We start from the raw sequence: 26,894 nt of genomic DNA on the forward strand, positions 1-26,894 counted from the left end.
GGACACGGGCAGGCCCCGCTCGTCGGGTGACGGGCGGGGCCTGCTCAGTCGTACGACCGACTACTTCAGCAGCGCCGGGATCGTCTCCTCGTGCGCCGTGCGCAGTTCCTCCAGGGACAGCTCGAACTCGCCCTGGAGCTCGACGGAGTCGCCGTCCACGACGCCGATGCGGGTGACGGGCAGGCCGCGCGCACCGCACATGTCGTTGAAGCGGAGCTCCTCGGAGCGGGGGACCGCCACCACGGCACGGCCCGCCGACTCGGAGAAGAGGAGCGTGAACGCGTCCAGCCCGTCCGGTACGACCAGACGCGCGCCCTTGCCGCCGAGCAGCGCCGACTCCACGACCGCCTGGATGAGGCCGCCGTCGGAGAGGTCGTGCGCGGAGTCGATCATGCCGTCGCGGGAGGCCGAGATCAGGATCTCCGCCAACAGGCGCTCGCGCTCCAGGTCGACCTTCGGGGGCAGACCGCCGAGGTGGTCGTGGACGACCTGGGACCAGGCCGAGCCGCCGAACTCCTCGCGGGTGTCGCCGAGGAGGTAGAGCAGCTGGCCCTCCTCCTGGAAGGCGACCGGGGTGCGGCGGGCCACGTCGTCGATGACGCCGAGCACGGCCACGACCGGGGTCGGGTGGATCGCCGCCTCGCCCGTCTGGTTGTAGAGCGAGACGTTGCCGCCGGTCACCGGGGTGCCGAGCTGCTGGCAGGCGTCGGCGAGGCCGCGGATGGCCTCCGCGAACTGCCACATCACCGCCGGGTCCTCGGGCGAGCCGAAGTTCAGGCAGTCCGACACCGCGAGCGGCTTGGCACCCGTGGTGGCGACATTGCGGTACGCCTCCGAGAGCGCCAGCTGGGCGCCCGCGTACGGGTCCAGCTTGGCGTACCGGCCGTTGCCGTCGGTCGCGATGGCGACACCGAGGCCGGTCTCCTCGTCGATGCGGATCATGCCGGAGTCCTCGGGCTGGGCGAGGACCGTGTTGCCCTGCACGAAGTGGTCGTACTGCGAGGTGATCCACTTCTTGGAGGCCTGGTTGGGGGAGGAGACCAGCTTCAGGACCTGGTCCTTCAGCTCCTCGCCCGAGGAAGGCCGCGGCAGCTTGTTCGCGTCGTCCGCCTGGAGCTCGTCCTGCCAGGACGGGCGGGCGTAGGGGCGCTCGTAGACCGGGCCGTCGTGCGCGACCGTGCGCGGGTCGACGTCGACGATCTTGCCGCCGTGCCAGTAGATCTCCAGGCGGTCGCCGTCGGTGACCTCACCGATGACGGTCGCGATGACGTCCCACTTGTCGCAGATCTCCAGGAACCGGTCGACCTTCTCCGGCTCCACGACCGCGCACATGCGCTCCTGCGACTCGCTCATGAGGATTTCCTCGGGCGAGAGCGTCGAGTCGCGCAGCGGTACGTCGTCCAGCGTCACGCGCATGCCGCCGGAGCCGTTGGAGGCGAGCTCGGACGTGGCGCAGGACAGGCCGGCCGCGCCGAGGTCCTGGATGCCGACGACCAGCTTCTCCTTGAAGGCCTCCAGGGTGCACTCGATGAGGAGCTTCTCCTGGAAGGGGTCTCCGACCTGGACGGCCGGGCGCTTCGAGGGCTTGGCGTCGTCGAAGGTCTCGGAGGCCAGGATGGAGGCGCCGCCGATGCCGTCGCCGCCGGTCCGGGCCCCGTACAGGATGACCTTGTTGCCCGCGCCGGACGCCTTCGCGAGGTGGATGTCCTCGTGCCGCATCACACCGATGGCACCGGCGTTGACCAGCGGGTTGCCCTGGTAGCAGGCGTCGAAGACGACCTCGCCGCCGATGTTCGGCAGACCCAGGCAGTTGCCGTAGCCGCCGATGCCGGCGACGACACCCGGCAGCACGCGCTTGGTGTCGGGGTGGTCGGCCGCACCGAAGCGCAGCGGGTCGACCACGGCGACCGGGCGCGCGCCCATCGCGATGATGTCGCGCACGATGCCGCCGACGCCCGTGGCCGCGCCCTGGTAGGGCTCGACGTAGGAGGGGTGGTTGTGCGACTCGACCTTGAAGGTGACCGCGTAGCCCTGGCCGACGTCGACCACGCCCGCGTTCTCGCCGATGCCGACGAGGAGGGCGTCGGACTGCGGGGCCTTCTCGCCGAACTGGCGCAGGTGCACCTTCGACGACTTGTACGAGCAGTGCTCGGACCACATGACGGAGTACATGGCGAGCTCGGCCCCGGTGGGCCGGCGGCCGAGGATCTCCACGACCCGCTCGTACTCGTCCTTCTTCAGGCCGAGTTCGGCCCAGGGCAGCTCGACGTCGGGGGTCGCGGCCGCGTGCTCGACCGTGTCCAGAGGCGTCCGGCTCATGCGTTGACCAGCTTCTTGAGGATCGAGGTGAAGAAGGGGAGGCCGTCGGTGCGGCCCGTCCCGATCAGCGGCTCGGTGGCGTGCTCGGGGTGCGGCATGAGGCCTACGACGTTCCCGGCCTCGTTGGTGATGCCGGCGATGTCACGCAGGGAGCCGTTGGGGTTGAAGTCGACGTAACGGAACGCGACCCGGCCCTCCGCCTCCAGCTTGTCCAGCGTGTACTCGTCGGCGACGTACCGGCCGTCCATGTTCTTCAGCGGGATGTGGATCTCCTGGCCGGACTCGTAGTCGACGGTCCAGGCGGTGTCCGCGTTCTCCACCCGCAGCTTCTGGTCGCGGCAGATGAAGTGGAGGTGGTCGTTGCCGAGCATCCCGCCCGGGAGGAGGTGGGCCTCGGTGAGGATCTGGAAGCCGTTGCAGATGCCGAGGACCGGGAGACCCGCCCTGGCCTGCTCGATGACCGTCTCCATCACGGGCGAGAAGCGGGAGATGGCGCCGGCCCGCAGATAGTCGCCGTAGGAGAAACCACCCGGGAGCACGACCGCGTCGACCTGGTGGAGGTCCTTGTCCTTGTGCCAGAGGGCGACCGGTTCGGCACCCGCGAGACGGATCGCGCGCTGGGTGTCCCGGTCGTCGAGGCTGCCGGGGAAAGTGACGACGCCAATACGAGCGGTCACTTCACGGCCTCCGCGACTTCCTCGATCTTCACGGTGAAGTCCTCGATCACGGTGTTGGCGAGGAAGGATTCCGCAAGATCATGGATGCGGGCGAGCGCGGCCTCGTCGACCGGGCCGTCAACTTCCAGTTCGAATCGCTTTCCCTGACGTACGTCGGAGATGCCGTCGAAACCCAGTCGCGGCAGTGCGCGCTGGACCGCCTGGCCCTGGGGGTCGAGGATCTCCGGCTTGAGCATGACGTCGACTACGACGCGTGCCACTGGCACTCCCGGTGGTGTGGTGCTGAGCAGGTTCCTTCAGACTACCCGCACAAAATTTCTACGCGCGTTGAGTTGTAGGAATCTACGTGACGGCCATCACGGAGCAGCAGGGAGCCGGACGTCCGCGAAAATTTCCGGGAAAGATCTCAGATCGACACCCGATACCTATTGCGCTCGGACACGCGGAAGGATTTAGTCGAGCTTCACAATGCATTGTCGGGCACTGTACAAATGAATTGGCAACGTGCCGTACGAAGGGACCGATATTCGTGGCGCAGAAGGTCGTGGTCACTCTCTTTGACGACATCGACGGCTCGGAAGCGGCGGAAACGATCGCCTTCGGACTCGACGGCAAGTCGTACGAGATCGACCTGAATCAAACCAATGCCGAGAAACTGCGTAAGGCGCTCGAGCCCTACGTGGAGGCCGGCCGCAAGCGCTCCAGGTCGGGCAAGGCGTACAAGCAGACCGAGGTCGCCCCCGACCCGGCGGCGGTCCGGGCCTGGGCCCAGGCCAACAAGATGGACGTCCCTGCCCGCGGACGGATCCCCAAGAAGGTCTACGAGGCGTTCGCCGAGGCCCAGTAAGCCCTGTCGACGCCGGGTCACCCGCCCCTCGGGACAACCGACTTGCGTTGCACCCCACCCGGTCAGCTAGAGTCTGGAGCACGCCGAGGGGCGAGGCCGAAAGGCCCAGCTCACGGAGTACATGCGGGTGTAGTTCAGTAGTAGAACATCCTCCTTCCAGGAGGAAGGCGCAGTGTGCAATTCCTGTCACCCGCTCTGCACCGCCGGTCCCGGTCCCTTGAGGATCAGGTAGGCTGGTGCTCGCGCCGATCGGTGAGAGCCGGTCGGATGCAATGCGGACGTAGCTCAGTTGGTAGAGCGCAACCTTGCCAAGGTTGAGGTCGCGAGTTCGAGCCTCGTCGTCCGCTCTCGAGTGAAGACCCCGGTCCTCTGGACCGGGGTTTTTTCTTGCTCCCCACACCATCTGACATTTGTCACACGGAGTGGTGACAGCGCGCACTGCTGTCGCGTCCCGTCCGCCGGGACGCTGGGTTCATGAACACCGACGAACACGTGATTGAGGTCACCGACCTGCGGCGTGTGTACGGGGGCGGGTTCGAGGCCGTGCGCGGAATCAGCTTCTCCGTGGCACGGGGAGAGATCTTCGCCCTGCTCGGCACCAACGGCGCCGGCAAGACGTCCACGGTCGAGCTCCTGGAGGGGCTCGCCCGGCCGACCGAGGGGCGCATCCGCGTCCTCGGCCACGATCCCTACAGCGAGCGGGCCGTCGTACGCCCGCGTACCGGCGTGATGCTCCAGGAGGGCGGCTTCCCCTCCGAGCTGACCGTCGGCGAGACCGCGCGGATGTGGGCGGGCTGCGTGAGCGGGGCCCGGCCGCCGCTGGAGGTACTGGAACTCGTCGGGCTCGCCCGGCGGACCGACGTACGCGTCAAGCAGCTGTCCGGCGGGGAGCGGCGGCGGCTCGACCTGGCGCTCGCGCTGCTCGGCGACCCCGAGGTGCTGTTCCTCGACGAGCCGACGACCGGCCTGGACGCCGAAGGGCGCCGGGACACCTGGGAGTTGGTGCGGGCGCTGCGGGAGCGCGGCACGACCGTGCTGCTCACCACGCACTACCTGGAGGAGGCCGAGGATCTCGCCGACCGGCTGGCGATCCTGCACGAGGGGCGGGTCGCGGTCACCGGGACGCCGGACGAGGTGACCGCCGCGCAGCCCGCTCGGATCTCCTTCGAGCTGCCCGAGGGCTACTTCGTGGGGGACCTGCCGCCGCTCGGGGAGCTCGGGGTGTCCGGGCACGAGGTCGCCGGAAGGGTCGTACGGCTGCGGACGCACGAGTTGCAGCGGGCCGCCACCGGGCTGCTGACCTGGGCCCAGACGGCCGGGGTCGAGCTGCGGCGGCTCGATGTGCGGTCGGCCTCGCTGGAGGAGGCGTTCCTCGGGATCGCGGCCCGTGAGGAGGTCGTGGCATGAGCACCCTCACCGGGCGGCAAGGCGCCCTCACCACTCCCGCCGGGCGGCTGGGCGCGCTCGCCCGGGCCGAGTTGACCCTGCTCGGGCGGAGCAGGGCCACGCTCCTCACGGCCGTGCTGGTGCCGCTCGTGCTGCCGTTCAGCCTGCGGTCCGTCGTGGACGGCATGGACGTCGAGGACGTCGGGCTCGACGCCGGCCTGGTGCTGCTGCCCGCCGCCATCGGCTTCGCCCTGCTGTTCGGTGTGTACAGCGCCCTCGCTGCTGTCTACACCACCCGGCGTGAGGAACTGGTGCTGAAGCGGCTGCGCACCGGGGAGCTGCGGGACGTCGAGATCCTGTGCGGGACCGCGCTGCCGATCGGCGCGACCGGGGTCGTGCAGTCCCTGGTGCTGGTGGCGGGAAGCACGGTCCTGCTCGACCTGCCCGCGCCGCGCGCGCCCCATCTCGCCGTCCTGGGGCTGCTGGCGGGCCTGGTGATGTGCGCGGCCCTCGCGGCCGCGACGGCGACCGTGACCCGGACCGTGGAGAGCGCGCAGGTCACCACCTTGCCGTTCGTCCTGGTCTCGATGACCCTCTCGGGCGTCACCGTCCCCCTGGAGCTGCTGCCCGACCGGCTCGCGTCGGTGTGCGAGCTGCTGCCGCTGTCCCCCGTGATCACCCTGATCCGCGGCGGCTGGACGGGCACCCTGTCGGTGTACGAGGCACTGGGCGCCCTCGCGACCGCGCTGGCCTGGACCGTGCTCGCGGTGTTTGCTGTGGGACGGTGGTTCCGGTGGGAGCCGAGGCGCTGACGTACGGGGGGCTGGTGGGGGTGAGCGTGCGCGAGCCGGGGGGCTGGTGGCGGCGGAAGAGCACGCCGGCGAAGGTGGAGACGTACACGCGGTGGTCGTTCCACTTCTTCGCGGTGACCGAGGTGGCCGCGGTCGGGCTGCCGCTGTTCGGTGCGATGCCGGGCTGGCTGACCGCCCTGCTGCTGGTGCTGCTGGTCGGGCACGCGGTGACCTGTGCCGTGGTGGCGTCCCGGGCGCTGGACTGGACGCGCGGCAGCCGCGAGCAGCCCGTCCACATGCTGTGGACACTCGGCGCGATCACCGTCGCGGTCGCCACGACGGCCATCGCGATCACGGAACACGGGCCGGGCGGTGAGGACGTCGACACCGCGGCCGGGGGGATCTTCGCGGTCGTGCTGATCTTCGGCGCCGGGGCGATCGCGCTGGGGGTACGGGAGCGGAAACGGATCTTCGGCCTGGTCGTGGGGTTCGCGGCGGGCGCGGGAGTCATCGCCTTCCCACTGGGGATGCCCGGTCCGACGACCCTCGCGACGATGGTGGCCGTGCTGCTCGGAACCGGGTTCTTCGCCTTCACCTCGGTCTTCTCGGTGTGGCTGCTCAACGCCGTCTACGAACTCGACGAGGCCCGCGAGACCCGTGCCCGGCTCGCCGTCGCCGAGGAACGGCTGCGGTTCGGGCGGGACCTGCACGACGTGATGGGGCGCAACCTCGCGGTGATCGCGCTGAAGAGCGAGCTGGCCGTGCAGCTCGCTCGGCGCGGCCGGGAGGAGGCCGTGGACCAGATGACCGAGGTGCAGCGGATCGCCCAGGAGACACAGCGCGAGGTGCGGGATGTCGTACGGGGCTACCGGGAGGCCGACCTGGGGGCCGAACTGGCCGGAGCGCGAGGGGTGTTGACCGCCGCCGGGATCGACTGCGAGGTCACCGGGGAGCCGGCCGGGCTGCCCGCCGAGGTGCAGTCCGCGCTCGGCTGGGTGGTGCGGGAGGCCACCACGAACGTCCTGCGGCACGGGGACGCCAAGCGGTGCACGGTGGCCGTGCTGAGGGAGCCGGAGCGGGTGGTGCTGACCGTGGAGAACGACGGGGTGTCGAGATCCCCGGGCACCGGCGGTTCCGGCCTCGCCGGCCTGCGGGAACGCCTCGCGGCGGTGACCGGGACGCTGGAGGCGGGGCCCGCGCGGGACGGGGTGTTCCGGTTGGTGGCCCGGGTGCCGGTGGCGGTCGCGGAGGGGGTTTCGTGAGGGCGGTTCGTGACGGCGTGGGTGTCGGTGGAGGTCTGTCGGTGGAGGTCGGGGCGTGACATTGCGGGTGCTGCTCGCCGACGACGAGCATCTGATCCGGGGTGCGCTCGCCGCGCTGCTCTCCCTGGAGGACGACCTGGCGGTCGTCGCGGAGGCGGCCACCGGTCCCGAGGCGCTGGCGATGGCCCGGGCGCACGGGCCCGACGTCGCCGTACTCGATCTGCAGATGCCCGGGGCGGACGGTGTGAAGGTCGCCACATCGCTGCGCTCGGAACTGCCGTCGTGCAAGGTGCTGATCGTCACCAGTCACGGTCGGCCCGGGCATCTGAAGCGGGCTCTTGAGGCGGGTGTGCGCGGGTTCGTCCCGAAGACCGTGAGCGCGCAGCGGCTCGCGGAGATCATCCGCACGGTGCACGCCGGAAACCGTTACGTCGACCCCGAGTTGGCCGCCGACGCGATTTCCGCCGGGGACTCGCCGCTGACCGCGCGGGAGGCCGAGGTGCTGGAACTCGCCGCCGACGGGGCGCCCGTCGCGGAGATCGCCGAACGGGCCGCCCTGTCGCAGGGAACCGTACGGAACTATCTGTCCTCGGCCGTCTCCAAGCTCGGGGCGGAGAACCGTCATGCGGCCGTGCGGCTCGCACGCGAGCGAGGTTGGGTATAGTGGTTCCCGCGCCACGGCGCATGCGAACGTAGCTCAGTTGGTAGAGCGCAACCTTGCCAAGGTTGAGGTCGCGAGTTCGAACCTCGTCGTTCGCTCTGTATCGGCAAAGGCCCCCGGTTCTCACCGGGGGCCTTTCGCGTTACGACCAGCTCGTGCCCGTCAGTCGTTCGAACGCCTCGATGTACTTGGCGCGGGTGCGGTCCACGACCTCCTGCGGCAGCGCCGGCGGGGGCTGCTCGCTCTTCCTGTCCCAGCCGGACTCCGGCGAGGTCAGCCAGTCGCGCACGTACTGCTTGTCGTACGACGGCTGCGCGTGCCCCGGCTCCCACTGGTCGGCCGGCCAGAAGCGGGAGGAGTCCGGGGTGAGGACCTCGTCCGCGATGACGAGGGTGTCCCCGTCGAAGCCGAACTCGAACTTGGTGTCCGCGAGGATGATCCCCCGGTCCCGGGCGATGTCCCGGCCGCGGCTGTAGACGGCGAGGGTCGCCTGGCGCAGCTGGGCGGCGGTGTCCGCGCCGACCTGGCGGGCTACCTCCTCATAGGAGACGTTCTCGTCGTGCTCACCGACGGCGGCCTTGGTGGCCGGGGTGAAGATCGGGGCGGGGAGCTCGCTGCCGTCGACCAGGCCCTCGGGGAGGGCGAGGCCGCAGACCGTGCGGGAGTCGTTGTACTCCAGCAGTCCGGAGCCGGTGAGATAGCCGCGGGCGACGGCCTCCACGGGGACCATCTGAAGCGACTTGCAGACCAGGGTGCGGCCGGCCCACTCCGCGGGGGCGCCTTCGGGCAGGTCGGTGCTCAGCACGTGGTTCGGCATCAGATCGGCGATCTGGTCGAACCACCACAGCGACAGCTGGGTGAGGACGCGGCCCTTGTCGGGGATCTCCGTCGGCAGCACCCAGTCGAAGGCGGACAGGCGGTCACTGGCGACCATCACGAGGTCGCCCGCCTCGTTCTGGTACAGCTCGCGCACCTTGCCGGTGTGGAGGTGCACCAGGCCCGGAACCTGGAGCGGCTCGGGCTTTTCTACGAATCCGGACACGGTTCCTCCCCGTGGGTATGTCCAACGGGTCGATTGTCCCGTATGAGGCTCTGACCTTGGACCTGGGGTCAGGGCATGGGCTGGTACGCGAGCTCAGTCACGCTTGCAGATGCGGTCCAGGAGGTTGGCGGTGGCGCGCTGGACCCGGGGGTCGACATGGCCCGGGCGGTCCAGCGCCGGAGACCAGGCGAAGGTGCCGGCGGCGAAGACCAGGGCGCCGGAGGGGGCGCGGTACAGGGACGTCTCCTGGTGACGGAGGGCGCCCTCGCTGTCGGCGTACGGCGAGTGGGCGAGCAGGATGCGGTCGTCGTGCTCGGGGAGCGGGGTGCGTGGGAAGTAGCGGTCGGCCTCGCCCGCGACCAGGCCGGCGAGCTCGTCGCCCTCGTGGGCGCCGGTCGCGTCCCACAGCCAGTGGTCGGCGTTGCGGACGATCAGGGGGTGCGGCTCGGGCACCCGTCCCGCGTACTGGATGCCGACCAACTGCTGCTCGGGCCGGTCGATTTCGCGCCAGAGCACCGGCTTGCCCGGTCCCTTGCGCTTGCGGCAGGTGAGCAGGCGGTCGGGGACGCCCGAGGGCGAGGGGCCCAACTCGACCTGCCAGTACATGGTGTTGGCGGACAGGAAGACCAGCGAGGTGCCGCTGTCCCTCGCCCGCTCGACCGCGCGGCGCATGGCCGTCGACCAGTACTCGTCGTGGCCGGGGAAGACCAGGCCCCGGTAGCGGGTGAGGTCGAGGTGTCCTGCGTGCAGGTCGCGGGCGTCGGCGTAGGCGAGGTCGTAGCCGTAGCGCTCGGCGAAGCGGATGAAGTCGTAGGCGTGGCCGACGTGCATCGGCAGGCCCGCGCCCGCGTACGGCCGGTCGAAGGAGACCGTGGTCGCGGCGTCCTTCTCCCCCAGGAGCCGGCCCTGGTCGTCCCAGGCGTGGTAGAGGCTCGCGCCGGTGCGGCCGTCCTCCGGATAGAGGTTGTACGCCTGCCACGTCACGTCGGGCAGCAGGAGCAGCAGGTCAGCCGGGTGGTTGTCGCGGACGGTGAAGGGGATGTGGGAGCGGTAGCCGTCGGCGGTGGTGAGGACGGCCACATACGCCCCGATGCTCCAGTACGACGGGATCTGCAGGCGCCAGCTGAGCCACCAGTGGTGACAGGAGACCGTACGGTCCGCGGTCAGCGGCGGGGGCTGGACGATGCCGGAGAGACGGGGGCTGGTGGTGATCTTCGCCGCGCCGTCGCCGCCGTAGTGGCCGATGCGGTAGATGTCGACGCCGAACTCCTGCGGCGGGTCGACGGTGATGTGGAAGTCGACGGCCTCGCCGGGGGCGACCGCGCCGGTCGAGGTGAAGCCCTTGATCTGGCGGCGGACGTCGTCGGCGGAGCGGGGGCCGCCGCCGGTGGGGGCGGTGCGGGGGGCGGGGACGCGGGCGCCCTGCTTCGGGGTGTGGGCCGGGTCCGTCTCGACGTACCAGGGGACTACCTGGCCGGTGTCGTCGAAGTAGGTCTCGGTGCCGCGGAGCCAGGGGACGGGGCCCTGGCCGAACGGGTCCGTCACGGCATGCGCGAGTGCTCCCGACTCCCAACGGCGGATGTGCTCCGGTCCTGGGCCCATGGTGGCTCCCCCTCCCTCGTGCCCCCGTTGGTTCGTCGTGGCCGGTGCGGTGCGGTGCTGGTTGGTGCCGGTGCTGGTTGGTGCTGGTGCTCGTGCTGTGCCGGTGCTTTGTGCGCAGGTTGTGCGTCTGTCCTATGGCGCGCGCCCATGCCATGTGCGCGATCGGTCCCAGCACATCACATTCCGCACCCAGGCTGTCACTATTCGTTGCGAATTGGCCGAAAGTGGAAGCGGGGCTTCCGGGTCGGTCAGACGAGGCGGACGGGCTTCTCGGGACGTATCCCCGACTTGACCAGCCAGGCGCGCAGGGGCGCGGGGTCACCGTCCTCGACGAGGCTGAGGACCCGGGGTGTGAGATCGGCCGCGCGTTCGCCGTTGATGAGGAGGGACGGGCCGTCGAGCCAGTCCAGGCCGGGGGTGGCGCCCGCGGTGTCGATCGCGGCGCAGCAGACCATCGCGGTGACGTGGTCAGTGAGCAGTTCCCGGGCGCTGCGGGGTGGCTGGAGGGGGAAGAGGGGGAGAGCGGTGTCGTCCCAGGGGGTGGTGTCGAGGGCGGTGCTGCCGGAGTGGGGGGTGGCGGCTTCCTCCCGGGCGAGCTCAGCGGTGAGAGCGGCGGCGAGCGTCTCGGCTTCACCTACGACCAGTGAGGAGCGGCCGCTTGCGCTGTCCGCCGGGGCGTGTTCGGGGGTGGGGGCGGTGGGCGCTTGGGGGGTGGCCTGGGCGGGGGTGGTCGGGCCGGTCGGCTGTGGTGTGGTGAGGTCACCGGAGTCCGGGCCGGTCGACTGTGGGGCCGTCAGGTCACCGGCGTCCGAGCCGGTCGACTGCGGGGCCGTGGGGTCGGGCTCCGAGGTGGTCGCGGATGGAGCCGTGAAGCCGGTGTCCGGTTCGGTCGGGGATGGGGCCGTGAGGTCGGTGGCCGGTTCGGTCGGGGATGGGGACGTGAGGTCGGTGGCCGGTTCGGTTGGTGGAGGGGTTGGACGGTCGGTGACTGGGGCCGTCGGCGAGGGGGGTGTGGGGTGGGGGGTCGACAGGTGGGTCAGGACTCGGGCGAGGGTGGGGGCGTCGGAGTCCGGTGGGGTGGTGCCCGGGGTGTGGGTCACGCCCTGGGCGTCGAGGACCCGGTGGAGGCGGGCCGCGTCCAGGCGCCACTTCCGGTCCACGACCTCTTCCGGGTACTCCTGCCAGTCCACCGGGGCCCAGTCCGGACCGTTCTCCGCGGGACCGCCGTGGAAGAGGCGGGCGGCGAGAAGGGAGGCCGCCTCGTCGATCGCGCCGGGCTCCTCCAGCAGGTCGCACGCGGGACGCTCGCCCAGGCGGGAGGCGAAACCCTCGGCCAGGCGGTCACGGCGGGACAGCTCGGTGAGGGCGGCCACCACTCCCGCGTCCAGACGGGACGGCCAGCGGCCCATCCGCCAGGCGGGCAGCGCGACCCGGGTGAGGAGGCGGTCCCAGCCGGCGTACGCCAGGCCCACCTGTTCCTGCGCGACGATCCGCAGGCCGTAATCCACAGCCTGTGCACGCTCGGCGGCCGCCGCGGCCACCCCGCGCTCCATCAGGGCCGCGTGCTCCCGGCAGCTGCGCAGAAGAACGCGGGCCACCCAGGCGACGCTCGCGCAGAGCACGCGGGTGAGCGGGCAGCGGCCGGGGGTGGAGCCGACGGCCACCGCCGCGTCCAGACCCCGTACGAAACGGCGGGCCGCGGCTATGTCCGGGTGCGCCGAGGGCCCCGTACCGGCGACGACCGGAGCCAGCACCGCGCGCAGCTCCCCGACACGCATCCACCACAGGAACGGGGACCCGATGACCAGCACCGGCGCCGCCGGGACCCGGCGGTGGGAGCCGCGGACGCCCGCGATCTCGTCGTCCCGGCCCTCCTGCGGAGGCGGGCCGTGGGCGGGGTGGGTCCGGTCCTCCAGCCAGCTGTCGCAGTCCGGGGTGAGCGCTATCGCGGAGGGCGCGGGCACGTCCAGCCGGTCGGCGAGGTCACGCACCATCCGGTACAGGTCGGGCGCGGACTCCTCGGCGATGGCGACGGTCGGACTGACGGCCGGCCGGGCCCGGGCGACCACCAGGGCCACGGCCCCGGCAGCGAGCAGCACGAGCACGCCGAGCACGCTCATGGCCAGCCGGGCCGCGTCCCAGCCCCCGCCCACGAGATGCCCGGTGGAACCTCCGGCGAGCAGCACCACGGCGACCGCCGCGGGCAGCAGCGCCACGGCCAGCGCACGGCTGCGGATGCGCAGCACGGCGAGGGCCCGGGAGCGCGCGGCCTGCGCGCCTGCCTCCACACCGATTCCGGTCACGACCGGACCTCACCCCCTCCCTGCCGTCCTGAATGCCCAGCTGTCCTGGCGTTGCTCACTCCCCCACTGTGGCAGTCGCCACTGACATCGCAATGCCGGTGGGCCAAGTGCCGGACCGCTTCCGCCGCACCATAGTTGGGCCCTGGGCCCCCGTCAGCCGTATGGCGCCCCGGTCACTCGATGGAATGGCTTTGGGGAAAGGTGAATGACGTACGGCAAAGATCGGGCCCCGAATCCTTAGACGGATCCGGGGCCGATCGGGTTGTTCGGGCCGGGGTTTTCGCCCCGGTTTCGGGCCTTTCGGGCCGCTACGGCGCCTCAGGCCCCGGACGCCGCCTTCGCCGCGATGTCCGTGCGGTGCTGGGAGCCGTCGAGGCGGATACGGGCCACCGCCCGGTACGCGCGCTCACGGGCCTCCGTGAGGTCCTTGCCCGACGCCGTGACCGACAGGACGCGGCCCCCGGCGCTGACGACGGCGTCCCCGTCCCGCTTGGTGCCCGCGTGCAGGACGTAGGCGTGCGGGGCGTCCTGGGCGGCCACCTCGTCGAGGCCGGTGATCGGGTCGCCGGTGCGCGGGGTGCCGGGGTAGTTGTGCGAGGCGACGACCACCGTGACCGCGGCGTCCTCGCTCCAGCGCAGGGGCGGCAGGTCCTCGAGGTTGCCGCTCGCGGCGGCGAGCAGGACACCGGCCAGCGGCGTCTTGAGACGGGCCAGCACGACCTGGGTCTCGGGGTCGCCGAAGCGGGCGTTGAACTCGATCACCCTGACGCCCCGGGAGGTGATCGCGAGACCGGCGTAGAGGAGACCCGAGAAGGGGGTGCCGCGGCGGCGCATCTCGTCGACGGTCGGCTGGAGGACGGTCTGGAGGACCTCGTCGACCAGTTTGGGGTCGGCCCAGGGCAGCGGGGAGTACGCGCCCATGCCGCCGGTGTTCGGGCCCTCGTCGCCGTCGAGCGCGCGCTTGAAGTCCTGGGCGGGCTGGAGCGGCAGGACTGTGTCACCGTCGGTGATGGCGAACAGGGAGACCTCGGGGCCGTCGAGGAACTCCTCGATGACGACCCGCTCGCAGCCGGCCGCGTGCGCCTTGGCCTCGTCGAGGTCGCCGGTCACGACCACGCCCTTGCCGGCGGCGAGACCGTCGTCCTTGACGACGTACGGGGCGCCGAAGGCGTCCAGGGCCTCGGCGACCTCCTCGGCGGTCGTGCAGACGTAGGAGCGGGCGGTCGGGACCCCGGCCGCGGCCATGACGTCCTTGGCGAAGGCCTTCGAGCCCTCGAGCTGCGCGGCCTCCCCGGACGGGCCGAAGACCGGGATGCCCGCGGCGCGTACGGCGTCGGCGACTCCCGCGACGAGCGGGGCCTCCGGGCCTACGACGACGAGGTCGACCTCGAGTCGCTGCGCGAGCGCGGTCACGGCGTCGCCGTCGAGGGCGTCGACCGGGTGCAGCTCGGCGACCTCGGCGATGCCGGCGTTGCCGGGGGCGCAGTGCAGGGCGCTGACGTCGGGGTCGAGGGACAGGGAGCGGCACAGGGCGTGTTCGCGGGCGCCGGTACCGATGACGAGGACCTTCACGGGGGTCAGCCTAACGGGGTTTTTGTGGGGGGTTCCTAAGGGGTGGGGGGAGCGGAGTTGTGGGTTCCTCCAAGGGGAGGGGTTTGAAGAGGGGCGTGAGACCAGTCTCCGGTGGCCGCTCGCTCTACTCGTTCGTGAACTCCTCGACGACCGTCGCGCCCAGTTCCCGCACGATCAGTTCGTGGCCCGAGAGGGCGGACTCGTTGAGGTCGGGGTCGTCGTCCTCCGGGATGTCGTCCTCGATGGAGACCGGTGGGGGCTTCGGGGCGGAGGGGCGGGGAGCGGGCGCCGGCGTGGAGGTCGGGGGCGGGGTGGGCTGGGACGTGGAGGTGGGTGACGGCTGGGCGGACGGCGAGGGCTGGGGGGTGGGGGCGCCGTAGCCTCCGCCCGGGGTGCCTGTGCCGGTGCCGGTACCTGGGCCTGCGGTGTAGCCGCCGCTGCCGTAGCCACCAGGGGTGCCGGGGGCGCCGGGGTTTCCGCCTCCGCCGTAGCCACCGCCGCCGCTGTTGAAGCCGCCGGATGCGGGGGCCGACGCGCCGCCGCCCGACGGGTCGACCAGCGCCTCGACCTTCCACTGGACGCCGAACTGCTCGGTGAGGGCCTGGCGCAGCACCTCCTCGCTGCCGCTGCTCGCGAAGTTGTCACGGGCGCCGGCGTTGACGAAGCCGAGCTGGAGGGTGGTGCCGTCGAAGCCGGTCACCTGGGCGTTCTGGCTGAGCAGGATCCAGGTGAAGCGGCGGCGGTTCTTGACCGCTTCGAGGATGTTGGGCCAGAGCTGGCGGGGGTCGAGGCCACCGGCCGGGGGGGCGTAGGCGGCCGGGCCGGGGGCGGGGGCCGCGGGGGTGGGCTGGGCCGGTGCGTGCGCCTGTGCCGCTGGGGTGGCCGCGGGGCGATGAGCCGCGGGGGCCTGGGACTGACCGCCACTTCCGGCCGTGGCCGCGGTGGGCCAGCCACCGGGACGCCGTCCACCACCGGCGGGGGCGGCGGTGGGCCAGGCGCCGGGGGCGGGAGCGGAGGCCGAGGGTGCGGGGGTCGGGGGTGCGGGGGTCGGGGTCGGGGTGGGCTGGTTGGGCTGGTTGGGCTGGTGAGTCTGGGGGTGTGCGGCGGGGCCCTGGTCCGCGGGAGAGCCGTGCGCGGGTGCGGCGGAGGGGCCCGAGGGTGAGCCGGTGGTCGGGGACGGGCCGGCGGGCGGCGCCGAGTCGGCCGTAGCACCGGGGTGTCCACCCGTGACTCCTGCTCCGGTGGGGAGGCCGCCGGGCGGGGTGGCATCGCCTGGGCCACCCACGGGAGTGCCGGAGGCGGCGTTGGGGCCCGCACCCGAAGCCCGTACCGCCGCGCGGGCCGCGGCCGGGCCGCCTCCGGGCGGGACCGGAGCCATCGGGGCACCGGGGCTACCAGGCGCGCCGAGGGCCGCTCCCCCGTGCGCCTCGGGCCCCGGCACGTACCCCATGGCCATGCCCATGCCCCCGCCCGTCGCGGGCGTGCCGGCGCCGGCCGAGAAGTTCACGCCGCGCTCGATGCGGTCGAGGCGGGCCATCACGGAGCGCTCGTCGCCGTAGGCGGCGGGGAGCAGCACGCGCGCGCAGATGAGTTCCAGCTGGAGGCGGGGCGAGGTGGCGCCGCGCATCTCGGTCAGGCCTTCGTTGACGAGGTCGGCGGCGCGGCTGAGCTCGGCGGCGCCGAAGATGCCGGCCTGGGCCTGCATCCGCTCGATGACGTCGGCGGGGGCGTCGATGAGCCCCTTCTCGGCGGCGTCGGGCACGGCGGCGAGGATGACCAGATCGCGCAGCCGCTCCAGCAGGTCGGCGACGAAGCGGCGGGGGTCGTTGCCCCCCTCGATGACACGGTCGACGACCTCGAAGGCGGCAGCGCCGTCACCGGTGGCGAAGGCTTCGACGACCGAGTCGAGGAGGGAGCCGTCGGTGTAGCCGAGGAGGGAGGTGGCCATGGCATACGTCACACCCTCCTCGCGCGCTCCGGCGAGGAGCTGGTCCATGACGGACATGGAGTCACGCACGGAGCCCTGACCGGCCCGGACGACGAGCGGCAGCACCCCGTCCTCGACGGGGATGTTCTCCTTGCCGCACACCTCTCCGAGGTAGTCGCGCAGGGTGCCGGGCGGTACGAGCCGGAAGGGGTAGTGATGGGTCCGGGAGCGGATCGTCCCGATGACCTTCTCGGGCTCGGTGGTGGCGAAGATGAACTTGAGATGCTCCGGCGGCTCCTCGACGACCTTGAGCAGCGCGTTGAAGCCGGCCGACGTGACCATGTGGGCCTCGTCGATGATGTAGATCTTGTAGCGGCTGCCGGCAGGCCCGAAGAAGGCCTTCTCGCGCAGCTCACGGGCGTCGTCCACGCCACCGTGGGAAGCGGCGTCGATCTCGATGACGTCGATGGAACCCGGGCCGTTGCGAGCGAGGTCCTGGCAGGACTGGCACTGGCCGCAGGGGGTCGGCGTGGGCCCCTGCTCGCAGTTCAGACACCGGGCGAGGATGCGTGCGCTGGTGGTCTTCCCGCACCCACGCGGACCGCTGAACAGGTACGCGTGATTGACCCGGTTGTTCCGCAGCGCCTGCTGCAGCGGGTCGGTGACATGCTCCTGCCCGATGACCTCGGCGAACGACTCCGGGCGATAGCGGCGGTACAGCGCGAGAGACGACACGCATACGAGGTTATAGGCGCCCACTGACAACGAGGCCCCCGCGAGCCCTCCGCCCAGCCTCTGGGCGGCAACGCAGACGCCCCCCACGCACCCGCCAGAGCCAACCTACCCTTGCTGCCTTCCGGCCCTGGGGGAGTTCAGTCAGATAGCGCCGCGTGAGGGGCTGCCCAAACAGTACCCGATGGCGAGGGGTGGGAACGAGTTCGCGAGCACTCCTCAACGTCTTGTATTGTTTGCGGCGGAGGATTCGCCTAGAGGCCTAGGGCGCACGCTTGGAAAGCGTGTTGGGGGCAACCCCTCACGAGTTCGAATCTCGTATCCTCCGCCAGTGCCTCACCGGGCACGATGTCGAAGGGCCCCACCGTTCGCGGTGGGGCCCTTCGACGTTGTCCGTCTCAGTTTCCGTCTCAGTTGGGCTTCAGCTCGTCTTTGGTGGCTCCCAGAGAGCGTCGCCGACTTGTTGGGCGACCTTCCGCAGGAGCGTTCCGGTGACGTGCATGTAGCGAGCGCGCATGCGTGCCGCTCCCCCGGGCTCCCAGCCCACGATCGCGTCGACCACGACGTCGGGGACGCCGAGGATCAGGAGGACGGTCGCGGCGGTGTGGCGAGCGTCATGGAGACGGCCGTCTCGTACGCCCGCGTCTCGCAGGAGCTTCTTCCAGGTGTGGAAGTCGGTGTTGGGGCTGAGCGGGCCGCCGGTCGGGGAGGCGAAGACGTATCCCTTGTCCTCCCAGTCGGCTCCGGCCTCGATTCGCTCCTTCTCTTGCTGCTCCTGGTGCTGGCGGAGGAGCTTGATCAGCGGGTCGGGGAGACCGATGGTGCGACGTCCGGCACGGGACTTGGTGGACTTGTGCTCGCGACGGGTTTGCTGTTTCTGGGGGCAGTAGCCAGCCTTGCGGCCGCATGGGGTGTCGCCGCAACCGTGGGCGTACTTGGGGCGGAGACGGTTCTTGCGGATGCGGACGTATCCCGTACCGAGGTCGACGTCTTCCCAGTGGAGGCCGAGCGCTTCTCCTTGGCGGAGGCCGAGCGCCAGGGCGACGACCCACCTCGTACTGTTGCGGAGCTTGGCGGCCTCGACGAGGAGGCTCTGAACCTCCTCGATTGTGAACGGCTCGATGTCCTCTTCTTCGAGACGCGGAGCCTTGGCGATCTCGGCCACGTTGGTGGCGACGTGTCCACGCCGCTTGGCCTCACCGAGGGCGACGCGGATCGTGCGGTGAGCGTGGTGGGCAGTGCCGGCGGAGCTCCCGGACTCCTGCATCTTCCGGTAGAAGCGCTCCAGGTGCTCGGGCTCCAGCTTGTCGAGCTTGTGGGCGCCCAGGCCAGGGACGAGGTGTACGCGTACGTCGACCTCGTAGCCGTCGTACGTGTTCTCGGAGACGTACGGCTTGGCGATGTTCTCGACCCAGTGCTCTAGCCAGGCTTGCAGCGTCCAGCTCTGACCGGGCTTCCTGAGCTTCTTGTCGTCTCTCGCCCGCTCCATTTCGCGGACAGCCTTGGTCACCTCCGCCTTGGTCTTGCGCTCGATGTGGCGGCGGTCCGGCTTGCCGTCGTCGCGGACGCCGACTGTCACTCGGCCGTGCCACTTGCCGTTCTTGCCGAGGTAGATGGAGGAGGCGCCGTTGGGCTGTCGGGTGCGTGTCTTCTTCTCTGCCATGTCGCGCCCCCTCAGGCCGCTTGGGCGGGTCGGTGGCGGAGCTTGGTGACGTAGGCGGGCACGGCGTCGGCGGGGACTCGGCGGAGTCTTCCGACCGTGACCGACTCGATCTCTCCGGCGAGGACGAGGCGGAAGCATGTCGTACGGCCGATGCGGAGGCGCCGGGCGGCTTCCTCGACGGTCAGGAGGACGAGGGCGGGGTCAGGCTGCTCGGGCCTGCTGGCGGGGACTTGGGGCTCAGCCACGAGTTGGTTCTCCTTCCGTTCCGGGGGCGGGTTCGAGGGATGCGGACAGCCAGGCTTCGGTGTCGGAGAGGCCGGTTCGGCGAAGACCCAGTGGGCGACGACCAAGGTCGTGGTCACCTCCGGATTTCCGTAGGTGGTTGGGTCATCAGTAGCTGTTGTCGCCTGCGCGCGTCGCCATTCGGCGCGGGCGTCTCGGAGGGCGCCGAGGGTGGTGGAGTAGCGGCGGGACTTGGTGGAGAAGTGGCCGCGGAAGCCGAGCATGTGGGCCCAGGCGCGCAGGCGGAGGTGTTCGAGGCTCTTACGGGCGCCGAGGGTCCAGGCGGTTCGGATGAGCTGGCGGGCGTGGTCGCTGAGGTCGAGCTGGGCGAGTTCGGCGACGAACTTCAGCGGCCGGTCGAGGGCGCCGGTCGCTGTTTCGGCGCCCTTGGTGGCGTACTTGGCGATGTAGGCGGCGACGGCTCGTTCTGTCAGCTCCTGGCCGTCGTTGAAGTCGGCGGATCGGATGGTGCGGACGTCGAGTTGGCGGCCGAAGGTGAAGGTGTGGGGGCGGCCGTCGATGACCGGACCGTCGACACGGACCTTGGTCGTGGCGGTTTCGATGGCGTCGGTGAGGAGTTCGGCTGTGGCCCATGCGGGCGGCAGGGTGTTGCCACCTTCCGGACCGTCGATGCGGATGACCGCGTGAAAGTGGACGGCTCCGCGCTTTTGGTATTCGGCGACCTTGGCGAAGGACACGCGCGCGTAGTCGCGGAGACGCCGTTGTGAGAGGCCTGCGCGCTTGGCGACTTCCCGGCGGAGGTAGATCGAGAAGCGCCGCCAGAGGGCGCCCGCGTGGGCGTTCCAGAGGACTGCGGCTTCGTAGTCGTAGGTGTCGGGGTTGAGTGGGGTGCCGAGGGTGTCGTCGTCCTGGTCGTGGTGGGTTCCGCAGCGGCAGGGGCGGCCGTCGGTGCGGCGGTTGTGGACCGGGCCGAAGCCGGGGGCGGTGAAGGTGGCGAACACGCGGGGGTGGGTGCCGACCTGTTCGGGGGTGCCTTTGCCGCCGCGTAGTCCGGCGGTGATCAGGTGGAAGGTGTCGCGGCGGTAGACCTCGGCGCAGGCCGGGCAGCGGGTGGTGCGGCGGTTGTTGCAGCGGACGAGGAGTTGGCCGGCGGGGAGGCTGGTCGAGTCGAGGTGCTGGAGGATGCGGCGGATCTCGCCGGTGGTGGTGTCGAGGTCGTATTCGGTGCGGTGGCCGTCGAGGCGGATGGGGTGGGTGCAGCCGCCGAGGCCGGAGAGCTGGCGGAGGATACCGGGGAGGGTGCCCTGGGCGGCCAGGTTCGCGAGTTCCGGCATGGGGGCCGGGGTGGTGCGGGTGAAGATGGCGTTTCCCTTCTGACTGGCTCGGTCGGGAGGAAGGCCCCGGGGCGGCGTAATGCTTGGTCGTGTGCCGTCGCCCCGGAGGCCGGGCGGATTTAGCGGCGGTGCTGGTCGCGCAGCAGGGAGCGCAGGACCACGGCGGCCACGGCGACGGATATGGCCGTGACGGCGACGGCGGCCAGGAGCGCGGTGAGGACGACTCCGCCGACGACCAGGGCGAGGACCGTCTTCTGATCGATGGACACCGAGGGCAGCGAGCGGCGGGCGGGTGCCGGGGCGGTGGCTGCGGTGTGGGTGTGTGCGGGCGGCGGGGTCGGGTTGTCGGGGTACTTCGGCAGGAACACGACGGAGACTCCTTATCTACTCGTCTAGATGTGTCAGCCGTTTATGACGGTGACGCCGGAGCGTGTGCCGGATTCGATGGCGGGGGCGAGGAAGGTGTGGGAGAGCCAGAAGCCGAAGAGGGCGATCAGGACGACGATCCAGGTGCGGACGCCGAGGAACTTGATCGCTCCCCAGGCGAAGAAGCCGAGGACGACGACGAGGGGGAGGCTGACGGTCACGGGGTGGTGGGTCCTTTCATCGGACGGGGCAGCGGTGGGTGCGGGCGGCCAGTTCGGCGGCGGCTCGGCTGTCGTAGTCGGCGGAGAAGTTGCAGCGCGGGGCGGTGCAGGCGGCGGTGTGCTTCTCTCGGCCCCGGCCGTCGTACGAGGTGGCGACCTGGACAGGGCCGATGCGGGTGACGTTGCGGAAGCGGCGGTTGGCGGTCACGTGGGCTTCTCCCTTCAGAGTTGGGCGGCGATGGCTTCGGCGAGTGGCGCCGGGACACCGAGGCGGGCGCGAAGAGTTGGGGTGTCGATTGGTGTTCCGTTGCGGGTGCGGTGTTCGGCGGCGACCTTGCGGGCGTGGTTGACCAGGGCGGCCGGGACGTGGACGGGCGGGGTTGCTGGGGTCGACTCGATGGTGGGTTGGGCAGGCAGGTCGGGTGTGGCTTCGGGCTCGTCCTCCTGGTCCTCGATGAGTTCCGCGCCGTTCTCGTCGGTGGCTGCTTGGGGTGCCGAGTGCGCGAGGAGGGTTCCGCCGAGGAAGGCGACCGCGGGCCAGCCCGCGACGAGGATGCGCAGCCAGGCCGGGACGTCGGTCATGTCGAGGAGTCCGGCGGTGGCGACGTTGGCGCCGAGGGAGGCGGTGAGTGCGATGACGAACCAGCACCAGGCAGCCGTTTTGGCCGTACCGGAGCGGAGTCGACGCCATGCGGCGACGAGCAGCAGGTCAACGCTGATCGGGTAGGCCCACGCTTTCCATCCGTCCTGTCCGGCCGCCATGGCGATGTCGTGGATGTGGGCGAAGGACAGTGCGGCGGCGATGAGCGCCTGGACCAACACCGCGTCGACACGGGCCAGATGGGCGCGCACGGTCCGGCTCCTTTCGGTTTTGGGCATGGCAGGGGTAGGGACGTGGCGCGAGGCGGTCACGCGACCGGGTGAAGAGGGGGTGCGTCAGTCGATCACCGGGTGCGGCAGGACTGCCGGGACCGGGGTCTCGACGGGGCGTACGGGGACGTCGGGCCGGAAGGGCTTGAGTGCGGCCAGGTCGGGCACCAGGTGCGCCGATTCCCGGCAGATCTCGGCGGCGTCGCCGAGGGAGAGATACGGCGTGCGGATGCGGGACCAGCCGCCTGAGGTGTCGCCCGCGACGGCGAGGCCGGGCAGTTCGGGGGGGGATGGCGCAGGCGGCGGAGACCGCTTCCGGGGCGATGTCGCCGAGGGCCATCTTGGCGGAGGCTTCGTCGTTGACGCGGTGACAGACACGGCCGGTGAGCTGGGAGCGGAGCATTGTGGCGCCCTTGCCGAGTTCGGCGCCGAAGCGCTGGCCGCACACCTCCAGGTAGATGCCGGCCGCGCGGCCGAGCTGGGCCAGGCGGATGAGCTGGGTGACCATCTCGTCCCGGCGTTCCTCGTCCTTGCGGGTGGCGGTGAGGAAGAGTTCGGCCACCTCGTCGACGAACAGGACAACAGGGGTGGGCCGTTCACTCTCGGGCAGGCCCCAGATGTCGGAGGTGATCTCCTCGTCGGGGGTGTCTGGCGCGATGCCCTGCCTGGCCTTGATCAGGTCGTATCGATCCTCCATTTCCTTGACCAGCGCGGGCAGCAGTTCTGCGGCTTCGTCCGGGTCGGTGGCGAGGGCGGAGAGACGAGCGGCGAAGGGCGCCAGTTCGACGCCGCGCTTGCAGTCGATTCCCACGAGGGCGACGGGCTGACGGGCGAGTCCGGTGATGAGGTGGCGCAGGTACATGGACTTGCCGGACAGGGTGGCGCCGAGGGTGAGTTGGTGGGGAACGGTCCGGTAGTCCCGCACGAAGGGCATGGCGTCCTCCCGCAGGGCGACCGGCACCTTGAGGAACCCGGAGCCGGTCTTGCGGGGCATGCGCACCCGCCGCAGCACGTCGTAGCCGACGAGTCGCAGTTCGACGACACCGGGCTTGACGGTGGTGACGTAGACGGCGTGAACTCCCCAGGCGTGCCGCAGCCGTTCGGCCGAGGCAGCGACGTCGGCGGGTTCCTGGCCAGGGGCGAGCCGCAGCCGGATGCGCAGCCCGGTGGAGGTGGGCCGAATGAGTCCCCGGCGGGGCGGGACCGGCCGCACCTCCCTGCGAGTGGTGGCCTTCACGGCCAGGACTCTCAGCCGGGAAGGGGCGACGGTCAGGCCGCACGCTTCCATGACGGAGGTGTACGAGCTGAGCAGGCGGGCGGTGGATATCGGGCCGCCGACGGCGGACCAGTAGACGGCCGGGCACTTGGCCCGGGTGTAGGCAGTCCCGCCACCGAGCGCAGCGAGGGGACCACCCACCTCCAGGAGTGTCGTCAGGTCGGTCATCAGGCAGTGGCCCCCATGGAGGCCGGGAACGCGGCCGGGGTGACGGCCGCAGCGCGGAAGGCGATGCCGTGGCGCTGCTGGCCGTTGAACACGGACTCCCACGGCCGGGCGACGAGCCCCGGCAGCGAGACCGGAGCGCCCAGGTTCAGGCCCTCGGAGACACCGCCCTCGGGCACGGTGACCTTGATCAGGGACGACTCTCCGTCCTCGATGTAGACGACACCGATGGTCATCAGCGCCTCACCGCTGACGGCGTCCTTGGCGATCTCGCCGGTCTGGCGGTCGCGGACCTTGGGCTCAGGAGCCTCGGTGAGGAGGATCGTGGCGGCGGAGGTCTCAACACGGATGGTGCGCAAGACAGTTTCCCTATCTACTCGTCTATACATGTAGCGATCTGCGAACCCGATCTCCCGGGCTCGCGACGATCACCTTGCCACACAACTTGCCCACTCGTCTATACGAGTATGCATGATGAGGTGTACGAGTTCGGGAAAGTGTCCCCGCGCACCACCGCAAACCATGACGATCAGGTCGCCGGAAGCTGATACGACAGCACGTACGCGTCCGCCGCCATGACCGTGTCACAGACCTCGACCGCTCGCCCCTCGGTGTCGAATGCGGTGCGGATCAGGTGGATGACGGGCACGCCGGAGGCCAGCCGGAGCGTCTTGACCTCGTCCGGCGAGGGCATCCGGGCTCGGATCTCCTCCTCGAAGTGGTCGAGGCGGTGGCCGAGTTCTTCGAGTCGGGCGTAGATGCCGCCGGGGCCGGGGTTGGGTTCGGCGATCTGCGTACCGCGGGCGATGTCGAGGGGGAGGAAGGAGGTGGCGAACTCGACCGGCCGCCCGTCGAGGAGGTACCGCCGACGCCGGGCGAGCACCCGCCGCACCGAGCCGAGCCGGGTGGAGATGTCCTGACTGGCCTTCTCTTCCTTGACCTCAAGGCTGTCGACCTGGGGATGACTGCCGACCGTGTCGGCCTCGACGATGAACGCGGACTTGCCCTGCTCCCGGTGCCGGCGGGCGAACCGGTCCGAGGCGAGCCGCCGCACGGGCGGGCGGGGCCGGACGAAGACGCCCTTGCCGTGCTCGGCGTGGACGAGTCCTTCCCCCTGGAGGATGGAGAAGGAGTTGCGGACGGTCATCCGGGATACCCCGTAGTGGTCCACTAGCTCAGCCTCGGAGGGCAGTTTCTCGCCCTCTCGGAATCGCCCACGGTCGATGGCCTCGCGCAGTTGGTCGGCGATCTGCCGGAAGACCGCACGATCGCTCGTGGGGTCGAGATCACCGAGTTGGCCGGAGGGAAGGGCAGGGGTCACGAGAGCACTCCTTTAGGTATCTAGACGTGTGGGCGAGTGTTGTTGCTACGGTGGAGAGCCTAGCCATCCGAGAGGGCCGAGGAACGTGAGCATGGACCGCCCGCACTCCGTGAGCGTGGCCGGAGTCGTCGTCGACGACCACGGCCGAGCCCTCCTGATCCAGCGCCGGGACAACGGCAAGTGGGAGCCGCCGGGCGGTGTCCTCGAACGCGAGGAGATCATCCCCGAGGCCCTGCAACGCGAAGTCCTCGAAGAGACCGGCATCAAGATCGCGCTTCCGGCGACCCTGACCGGCGTCTACAAGAACATGACGGGCTTGATCGTCTCCCTGGTCTTCCGCTGCCAGGCCGCCGACGGCACTCCCACCACCGGTGACGAGACCCGCGCCCTGCGCTGGGCCACCCGCGAAGAAGTCTCCGAGCTTGCCGACGAGGCGTACGCCATCCGCGTCCTGGACGCGATGGACGCGGCGTCTCCACCTGCCATCCGCGCCCATGACGGCGTGAAACTCGTCTAGCCCGAACCCGCTGCACATGGCGGCCTACCAGCACGAAGGAACTTGTATGCACGAGTATACGAGTAGGGCCCGGGTCTGGGGGCTCACTTGCCCAGGTTTCCCGGAAGAGGTCAGCAGGGCGCGGCGCTGGACCCGCGACATCCTGAGCGGATCGCCGTGGGCGGAGGACGCCGAACTGATCGTGAGCGAGCTGAGCGCGAACGCGATCCTGCACACGGCCAGCGGCCAGGACTCGGGCAGCTTCCATCTGGCCCTGGCGGTATCAGCGCAGACCATCGCTTTGTCAGTCACGGACGACGGAGGCGCCGGCACCGCACCGAAGGTCGAGCGCCGGGACCAGGACGCCGAGCACGGCCGGGGCCTGGGCATGGTCAGCGTGATCGCTCACCGGGTCGTCGTCCATGAGAGCGACGGAGGCCACACGGTCACCGCGGAACTGTTCACGGCTCCGCCCGCGGGAGGCCACCCATGCTGATGGACAAGCCGCAGCGGGGCTACTGGTGCGAGTGCTGGACCCAAGACCTTGCCGCGGAGAGGCGGCCGGTCTTGCGAGCTTCCTTCGACGCATACTCGGCACCGCAAGCCGACAGATGGGTAGCGGTTGCACTGCGCACGATCTCACCGGCACTGGATCCCGACGCCTCCCAGGAAGCGTGGGAGTGGCTGTACGACGGCCGCGCCGAAACGAGACGAGCACTCCTACGGGCCGAGCCCTGCACGGTGAACCTCACCCAAGCCCACACTCGCATCACATGGACGATCCGACCCGTGATCTTCCTGCCCCTGGCAGACCGCCAAGCTGCCGAACCACCGTCCTGTACCGACCGCTTCCAACCGCACCGACACGACTGACGCTTGTGCCTGGTCCGGATACTCAAACCGGCGATCATCTGCCTGTCGGGCCAGGTCTCAGGCATTCTCGGCACTGTGAACACAGACAGCAGCGACCAGGCCGAAGCCAACAGAGGCTTGCTGGCACGCACCGACTGGGCCGCGCTGAGGCACGCTTACGGGTCTGCCGCTGAAGCGGCCAAAGAGCTGGCAGCGCTTCTCGACGCAGACCAGCGCGTCAGAACCAGGGCACTCAGCTACATACACAACACCTTGCACCACCAGAACACGCTCTACGAAGCGACAGTGCCCGCGGCGTTGTACGTCGCATCGATCCTTTCGGACCCGCGAACGACCTGCACCGTGGACAAGGAGCGTCACTCCTTCCCCGGCTGCATGCGCGCGGAGCTGCTCCGCTGGATCGCCTCAGTGGCGAACGAGGTCACCGACGAGGCCGCAGTCCGCAGCAAGCACCACGGATTCCCTCTCGACGACTACGCGCCAGCCGTCGGCATCCAGAAGATTCGACGGACCCTCTTCTCGGCGTCTCTCCCCTACACCGAGGAATTCGACCGCCACGTGCGCGAAGCAGCCCTGGCCGCCTGCATCCCACTCCTTGATGACCCCCGGTTGCTGCACCACCGGGGGCCTCTTGTGCCCTTGATCCGGGAGGCCTTGGGCACAAGCGAGCTGTGGCAGCACCGCGAACGGGCCATCGACACCCTCGAAGCGTGGGGCGAGGACTCCTCAGGCTTGGAAGGCCAGCGGAACCCGTTCCTCTTTTGCGATGCCGACCTGCCAGCCGATAGCTCATTGATCTGGCCGGCCGAGCGCAACTCCACCGAGGGACACAGCGAAGTGCCACCGTTCTGACCACCCTCGTCCAAGATCCACAAGGTCTTCGGCCAGTGAGTTACAACTTTCTCTACAGGTTCAAGGCGGCTCGCTCCGCTCCCCGCGCGCATG

General features: G+C 70.5%; 25 protein-coding genes, 4 tRNA genes, 1 other RNA gene and 2 pseudogenes. 13 read left to right on the forward strand and 19 right to left on the reverse strand.

Annotation, left to right across the window (positions count from 1 at the left end; all coding sequences use genetic code 11):
• Positions 1–60 precede the first annotated feature (60 nt).
• Genes purL through purS form a run of 3 tightly spaced genes read right to left on the reverse strand, consistent with a single transcriptional unit; the run spans position 61 to position 3,256 of the window.
• On the reverse strand, positions 61–2,319 hold the full coding sequence (gene purL / locus AC2XR2_RS21680; RefSeq protein WP_491516039.1) for a phosphoribosylformylglycinamidine synthase subunit PurL: 2,259 nt from the start codon (positions 2,317–2,319) through the stop codon (positions 61–63).
• Entirely contained in the window at positions 2,316–2,996 is a 681-nt protein-coding gene (gene purQ, locus AC2XR2_RS21685; RefSeq protein WP_381302061.1) for a phosphoribosylformylglycinamidine synthase subunit PurQ, read from the reverse strand. The genes purL and purQ overlap by 4 nt, the downstream gene beginning before the upstream one ends.
• The gene (gene purS, locus AC2XR2_RS21690; protein ID WP_123761751.1) at positions 2,993–3,256 is read right to left on the reverse strand and encodes a phosphoribosylformylglycinamidine synthase subunit PurS; all 264 of its coding nucleotides are present in this window, start codon (positions 3,254–3,256) and stop codon (positions 2,993–2,995) included. The genes purQ and purS overlap by 4 nt, the downstream gene beginning before the upstream one ends.
• Before the next feature lie 269 nt (positions 3,257–3,525).
• On the opposite strand from purS, the gene AC2XR2_RS21695 reads away from it, so the two are divergent.
• From AC2XR2_RS21695 to AC2XR2_RS21730, 8 genes are all read left to right on the forward strand, one after another.
• Positions 3,526–3,843 carry a histone-like nucleoid-structuring protein Lsr2 gene (locus tag AC2XR2_RS21695; protein ID WP_123761752.1) on the forward strand — a complete coding sequence of 106 codons (318 nt, stop codon included), beginning with the start codon at positions 3,526–3,528 and terminating at the stop codon, positions 3,841–3,843.
• 123 nt (positions 3,844–3,966) lie between these two features.
• Positions 3,967–4,038, forward strand: a tRNA-Gly gene (locus AC2XR2_RS21700).
• Positions 4,039–4,117: 79 nt separating this feature from the next.
• Positions 4,118–4,190: transfer RNA gene (locus AC2XR2_RS21705), tRNA-Gly, on the forward strand.
• 127 nt (positions 4,191–4,317) lie between these two features.
• Positions 4,318–5,250, forward strand: a complete 933-nt coding sequence (locus tag AC2XR2_RS21710; RefSeq protein WP_449352641.1) for an ABC transporter ATP-binding protein — start codon at positions 4,318–4,320, stop codon at positions 5,248–5,250.
• Positions 5,247–6,041, forward strand: coding sequence for an ABC transporter permease (locus AC2XR2_RS21715; protein WP_381302056.1), 795 nt, complete (start codon positions 5,247–5,249; stop codon positions 6,039–6,041). The genes AC2XR2_RS21710 and AC2XR2_RS21715 overlap by 4 nt, the downstream gene beginning before the upstream one ends.
• The gene (locus AC2XR2_RS21720; RefSeq protein WP_491516040.1) at positions 6,023–7,282 is read left to right on the forward strand and encodes a sensor histidine kinase; all 1,260 of its coding nucleotides are present in this window, start codon (positions 6,023–6,025) and stop codon (positions 7,280–7,282) included. The genes AC2XR2_RS21715 and AC2XR2_RS21720 overlap by 19 nt, the downstream gene beginning before the upstream one ends.
• A gap of 55 nt (positions 7,283–7,337) precedes the next feature.
• Positions 7,338–7,946, forward strand: a complete 609-nt coding sequence (locus AC2XR2_RS21725; RefSeq protein ID WP_356457622.1) for a response regulator — start codon at positions 7,338–7,340, stop codon at positions 7,944–7,946.
• A 22-nt stretch (positions 7,947–7,968) separates the two neighbouring features.
• Positions 7,969–8,041: transfer RNA gene (locus tag AC2XR2_RS21730), tRNA-Gly, on the forward strand.
• A gap of 44 nt (positions 8,042–8,085) precedes the next feature.
• On the opposite strand, the gene AC2XR2_RS21735 is transcribed toward AC2XR2_RS21730, so the two are convergent.
• The 6 genes from AC2XR2_RS21735 to ffs form a co-directional block, all read right to left on the reverse strand.
• Complete coding sequence (locus AC2XR2_RS21735) at positions 8,086–8,985, reverse strand: phosphoribosylaminoimidazolesuccinocarboxamide synthase (RefSeq protein WP_491516041.1); 900 nt, start codon at positions 8,983–8,985, stop codon at positions 8,086–8,088.
• A gap of 93 nt (positions 8,986–9,078) precedes the next feature.
• Positions 9,079–10,587 carry a N,N-dimethylformamidase beta subunit family domain-containing protein gene (locus AC2XR2_RS21740; protein WP_381302049.1) on the reverse strand — a complete coding sequence of 503 codons (1,509 nt, stop codon included), beginning with the start codon at positions 10,585–10,587 and terminating at the stop codon, positions 9,079–9,081.
• Positions 10,588–10,835: 248 nt separating this feature from the next.
• The gene (locus AC2XR2_RS21745; RefSeq protein WP_491516042.1) at positions 10,836–12,890 is read right to left on the reverse strand and encodes a M48 family metalloprotease; all 2,055 of its coding nucleotides are present in this window, start codon (positions 12,888–12,890) and stop codon (positions 10,836–10,838) included.
• 318 nt (positions 12,891–13,208) lie between these two features.
• Positions 13,209–14,462, reverse strand: coding sequence for a phosphoribosylamine--glycine ligase (gene purD, locus AC2XR2_RS21750; RefSeq protein WP_491516043.1), 1,254 nt, complete (start codon positions 14,460–14,462; stop codon positions 13,209–13,211).
• Positions 14,463–14,586: 124 nt separating this feature from the next.
• Positions 14,587–17,124: a DNA polymerase III subunit gamma and tau gene (locus tag AC2XR2_RS21755; RefSeq protein WP_491516044.1), complete on the reverse strand. Its 2,538-nt coding sequence runs from the start codon at positions 17,122–17,124 to the stop codon at positions 14,587–14,589.
• Between the two features lie 72 nt (positions 17,125–17,196).
• Positions 17,197–17,291: signal recognition particle sRNA small type (gene ffs, locus AC2XR2_RS21760), an RNA gene on the reverse strand.
• 73 nt (positions 17,292–17,364) lie between these two features.
• Here ffs and AC2XR2_RS21765 point away from each other — a divergent pair.
• Positions 17,365–17,452: transfer RNA gene (locus tag AC2XR2_RS21765), tRNA-Ser, on the forward strand.
• 90 nt (positions 17,453–17,542) lie between these two features.
• Here the strand turns inward: AC2XR2_RS21765 and AC2XR2_RS21770 are convergent.
• From AC2XR2_RS21770 to AC2XR2_RS21815, 10 genes and pseudogenes are all read right to left on the reverse strand, one after another.
• Positions 17,543–18,784, reverse strand: coding sequence for a tyrosine-type recombinase/integrase (locus AC2XR2_RS21770; RefSeq protein ID WP_491516045.1), 1,242 nt, complete (start codon positions 18,782–18,784; stop codon positions 17,543–17,545).
• An 11-nt stretch (positions 18,785–18,795) separates the two neighbouring features.
• Positions 18,796–19,029: an excisionase family DNA-binding protein gene (locus AC2XR2_RS21775; protein WP_491516046.1), complete on the reverse strand. Its 234-nt coding sequence runs from the start codon at positions 19,027–19,029 to the stop codon at positions 18,796–18,798.
• Positions 19,022–20,361 (reverse strand): annotated as a pseudogene (locus AC2XR2_RS21780) (replication initiator). The gene AC2XR2_RS21775 and the pseudogene AC2XR2_RS21780 overlap by 8 nt, the downstream one beginning before the upstream one ends.
• A gap of 119 nt (positions 20,362–20,480) precedes the next feature.
• Positions 20,481–20,729: a SpdD protein gene (locus AC2XR2_RS21785; RefSeq protein WP_491516047.1), complete on the reverse strand. Its 249-nt coding sequence runs from the start codon at positions 20,727–20,729 to the stop codon at positions 20,481–20,483.
• A 33-nt stretch (positions 20,730–20,762) separates the two neighbouring features.
• Entirely contained in the window at positions 20,763–20,948 is a 186-nt protein-coding gene (locus tag AC2XR2_RS21790; protein ID WP_062244616.1) for a hypothetical protein, read from the reverse strand.
• 16 nt (positions 20,949–20,964) lie between these two features.
• Complete coding sequence (locus tag AC2XR2_RS21795) at positions 20,965–21,156, reverse strand: mobile element transfer protein (protein WP_062244619.1); 192 nt, start codon at positions 21,154–21,156, stop codon at positions 20,965–20,967.
• Between the two features lie 14 nt (positions 21,157–21,170).
• Positions 21,171–21,800, reverse strand: coding sequence for a DUF2637 domain-containing protein (locus AC2XR2_RS21800; RefSeq protein ID WP_491516048.1), 630 nt, complete (start codon positions 21,798–21,800; stop codon positions 21,171–21,173).
• 84 nt (positions 21,801–21,884) lie between these two features.
• Positions 21,885–23,262, reverse strand: a pseudogene (locus AC2XR2_RS21805) (FtsK/SpoIIIE domain-containing protein).
• Positions 23,262–23,618 (reverse strand): SCO3933 family regulatory protein, encoded by a 357-nt coding sequence (locus AC2XR2_RS21810; RefSeq protein ID WP_491516049.1) that lies wholly within the window; start codon positions 23,616–23,618, stop codon positions 23,262–23,264. The pseudogene AC2XR2_RS21805 and the gene AC2XR2_RS21810 overlap by 1 nt, the downstream one beginning before the upstream one ends.
• A 170-nt stretch (positions 23,619–23,788) precedes the next feature.
• Positions 23,789–24,580, reverse strand: a complete 792-nt coding sequence (locus AC2XR2_RS21815; protein WP_390006569.1) for a GntR family transcriptional regulator — start codon at positions 24,578–24,580, stop codon at positions 23,789–23,791.
• 109 nt (positions 24,581–24,689) lie between these two features.
• Between AC2XR2_RS21815 and AC2XR2_RS21820 the strand changes: the two genes are divergently transcribed.
• The 4 genes from AC2XR2_RS21820 (at position 24,690) to AC2XR2_RS21835 (ending at position 26,801) form a co-directional block, all read left to right on the forward strand.
• Complete coding sequence (locus tag AC2XR2_RS21820; RefSeq protein ID WP_491518474.1) at positions 24,690–25,097, forward strand: NUDIX hydrolase; 408 nt, start codon at positions 24,690–24,692, stop codon at positions 25,095–25,097.
• Positions 25,098–25,143: 46 nt separating this feature from the next.
• Complete coding sequence (locus AC2XR2_RS21825; protein WP_491516050.1) at positions 25,144–25,572, forward strand: ATP-binding protein; 429 nt, start codon at positions 25,144–25,146, stop codon at positions 25,570–25,572.
• Positions 25,566–25,949 (forward strand): hypothetical protein, encoded by a 384-nt coding sequence (locus AC2XR2_RS21830; protein ID WP_491516051.1) that lies wholly within the window; start codon positions 25,566–25,568, stop codon positions 25,947–25,949. Before AC2XR2_RS21825 ends, AC2XR2_RS21830 begins: the two co-directional genes overlap by 7 nt.
• Positions 25,950–26,024: 75 nt before the next feature.
• The gene (locus AC2XR2_RS21835) at positions 26,025–26,801 is read left to right on the forward strand and encodes a hypothetical protein (RefSeq protein WP_491516052.1); all 777 of its coding nucleotides are present in this window, start codon (positions 26,025–26,027) and stop codon (positions 26,799–26,801) included.
• Positions 26,802–26,894: the final 93 nt, after the last annotated feature.

This window comes from Streptomyces sp. LS-MS-L19, assembly GCF_058382285.1.

Excerpts from the sequence above, each read along its gene's own strand:
- AC2XR2_RS21710 (WP_449352641.1), top strand. The coding sequence starts at position 4,318 with ATGAACACCGACGAACACGTGATTGAGGTCACCGACCTGCGGCGTGTG.
- AC2XR2_RS21715 (WP_381302056.1), top strand. The coding sequence starts at position 5,247 with ATGAGCACCCTCACCGGGCGGCAAGGCGCCCTCACCACTCCCGCCGGG.
- AC2XR2_RS21740 (WP_381302049.1), bottom strand. The coding sequence starts at position 10,587 with ATGGGCCCAGGACCGGAGCACATCCGCCGTTGGGAGTCGGGAGCACTC.
- AC2XR2_RS21770 (WP_491516045.1), bottom strand. The coding sequence starts at position 18,784 with ATGGCAGAGAAGAAGACACGCACCCGACAGCCCAACGGCGCCTCCTCC.
- purL (WP_491516039.1), bottom strand. The coding sequence starts at position 2,319 with ATGAGCCGGACGCCTCTGGACACGGTCGAGCACGCGGCCGCGACCCCC.
- AC2XR2_RS21830 (WP_491516051.1), top strand. The coding sequence starts at position 25,566 with ATGCTGATGGACAAGCCGCAGCGGGGCTACTGGTGCGAGTGCTGGACC.
- AC2XR2_RS21825 (WP_491516050.1), top strand. The coding sequence starts at position 25,144 with ATGCACGAGTATACGAGTAGGGCCCGGGTCTGGGGGCTCACTTGCCCA.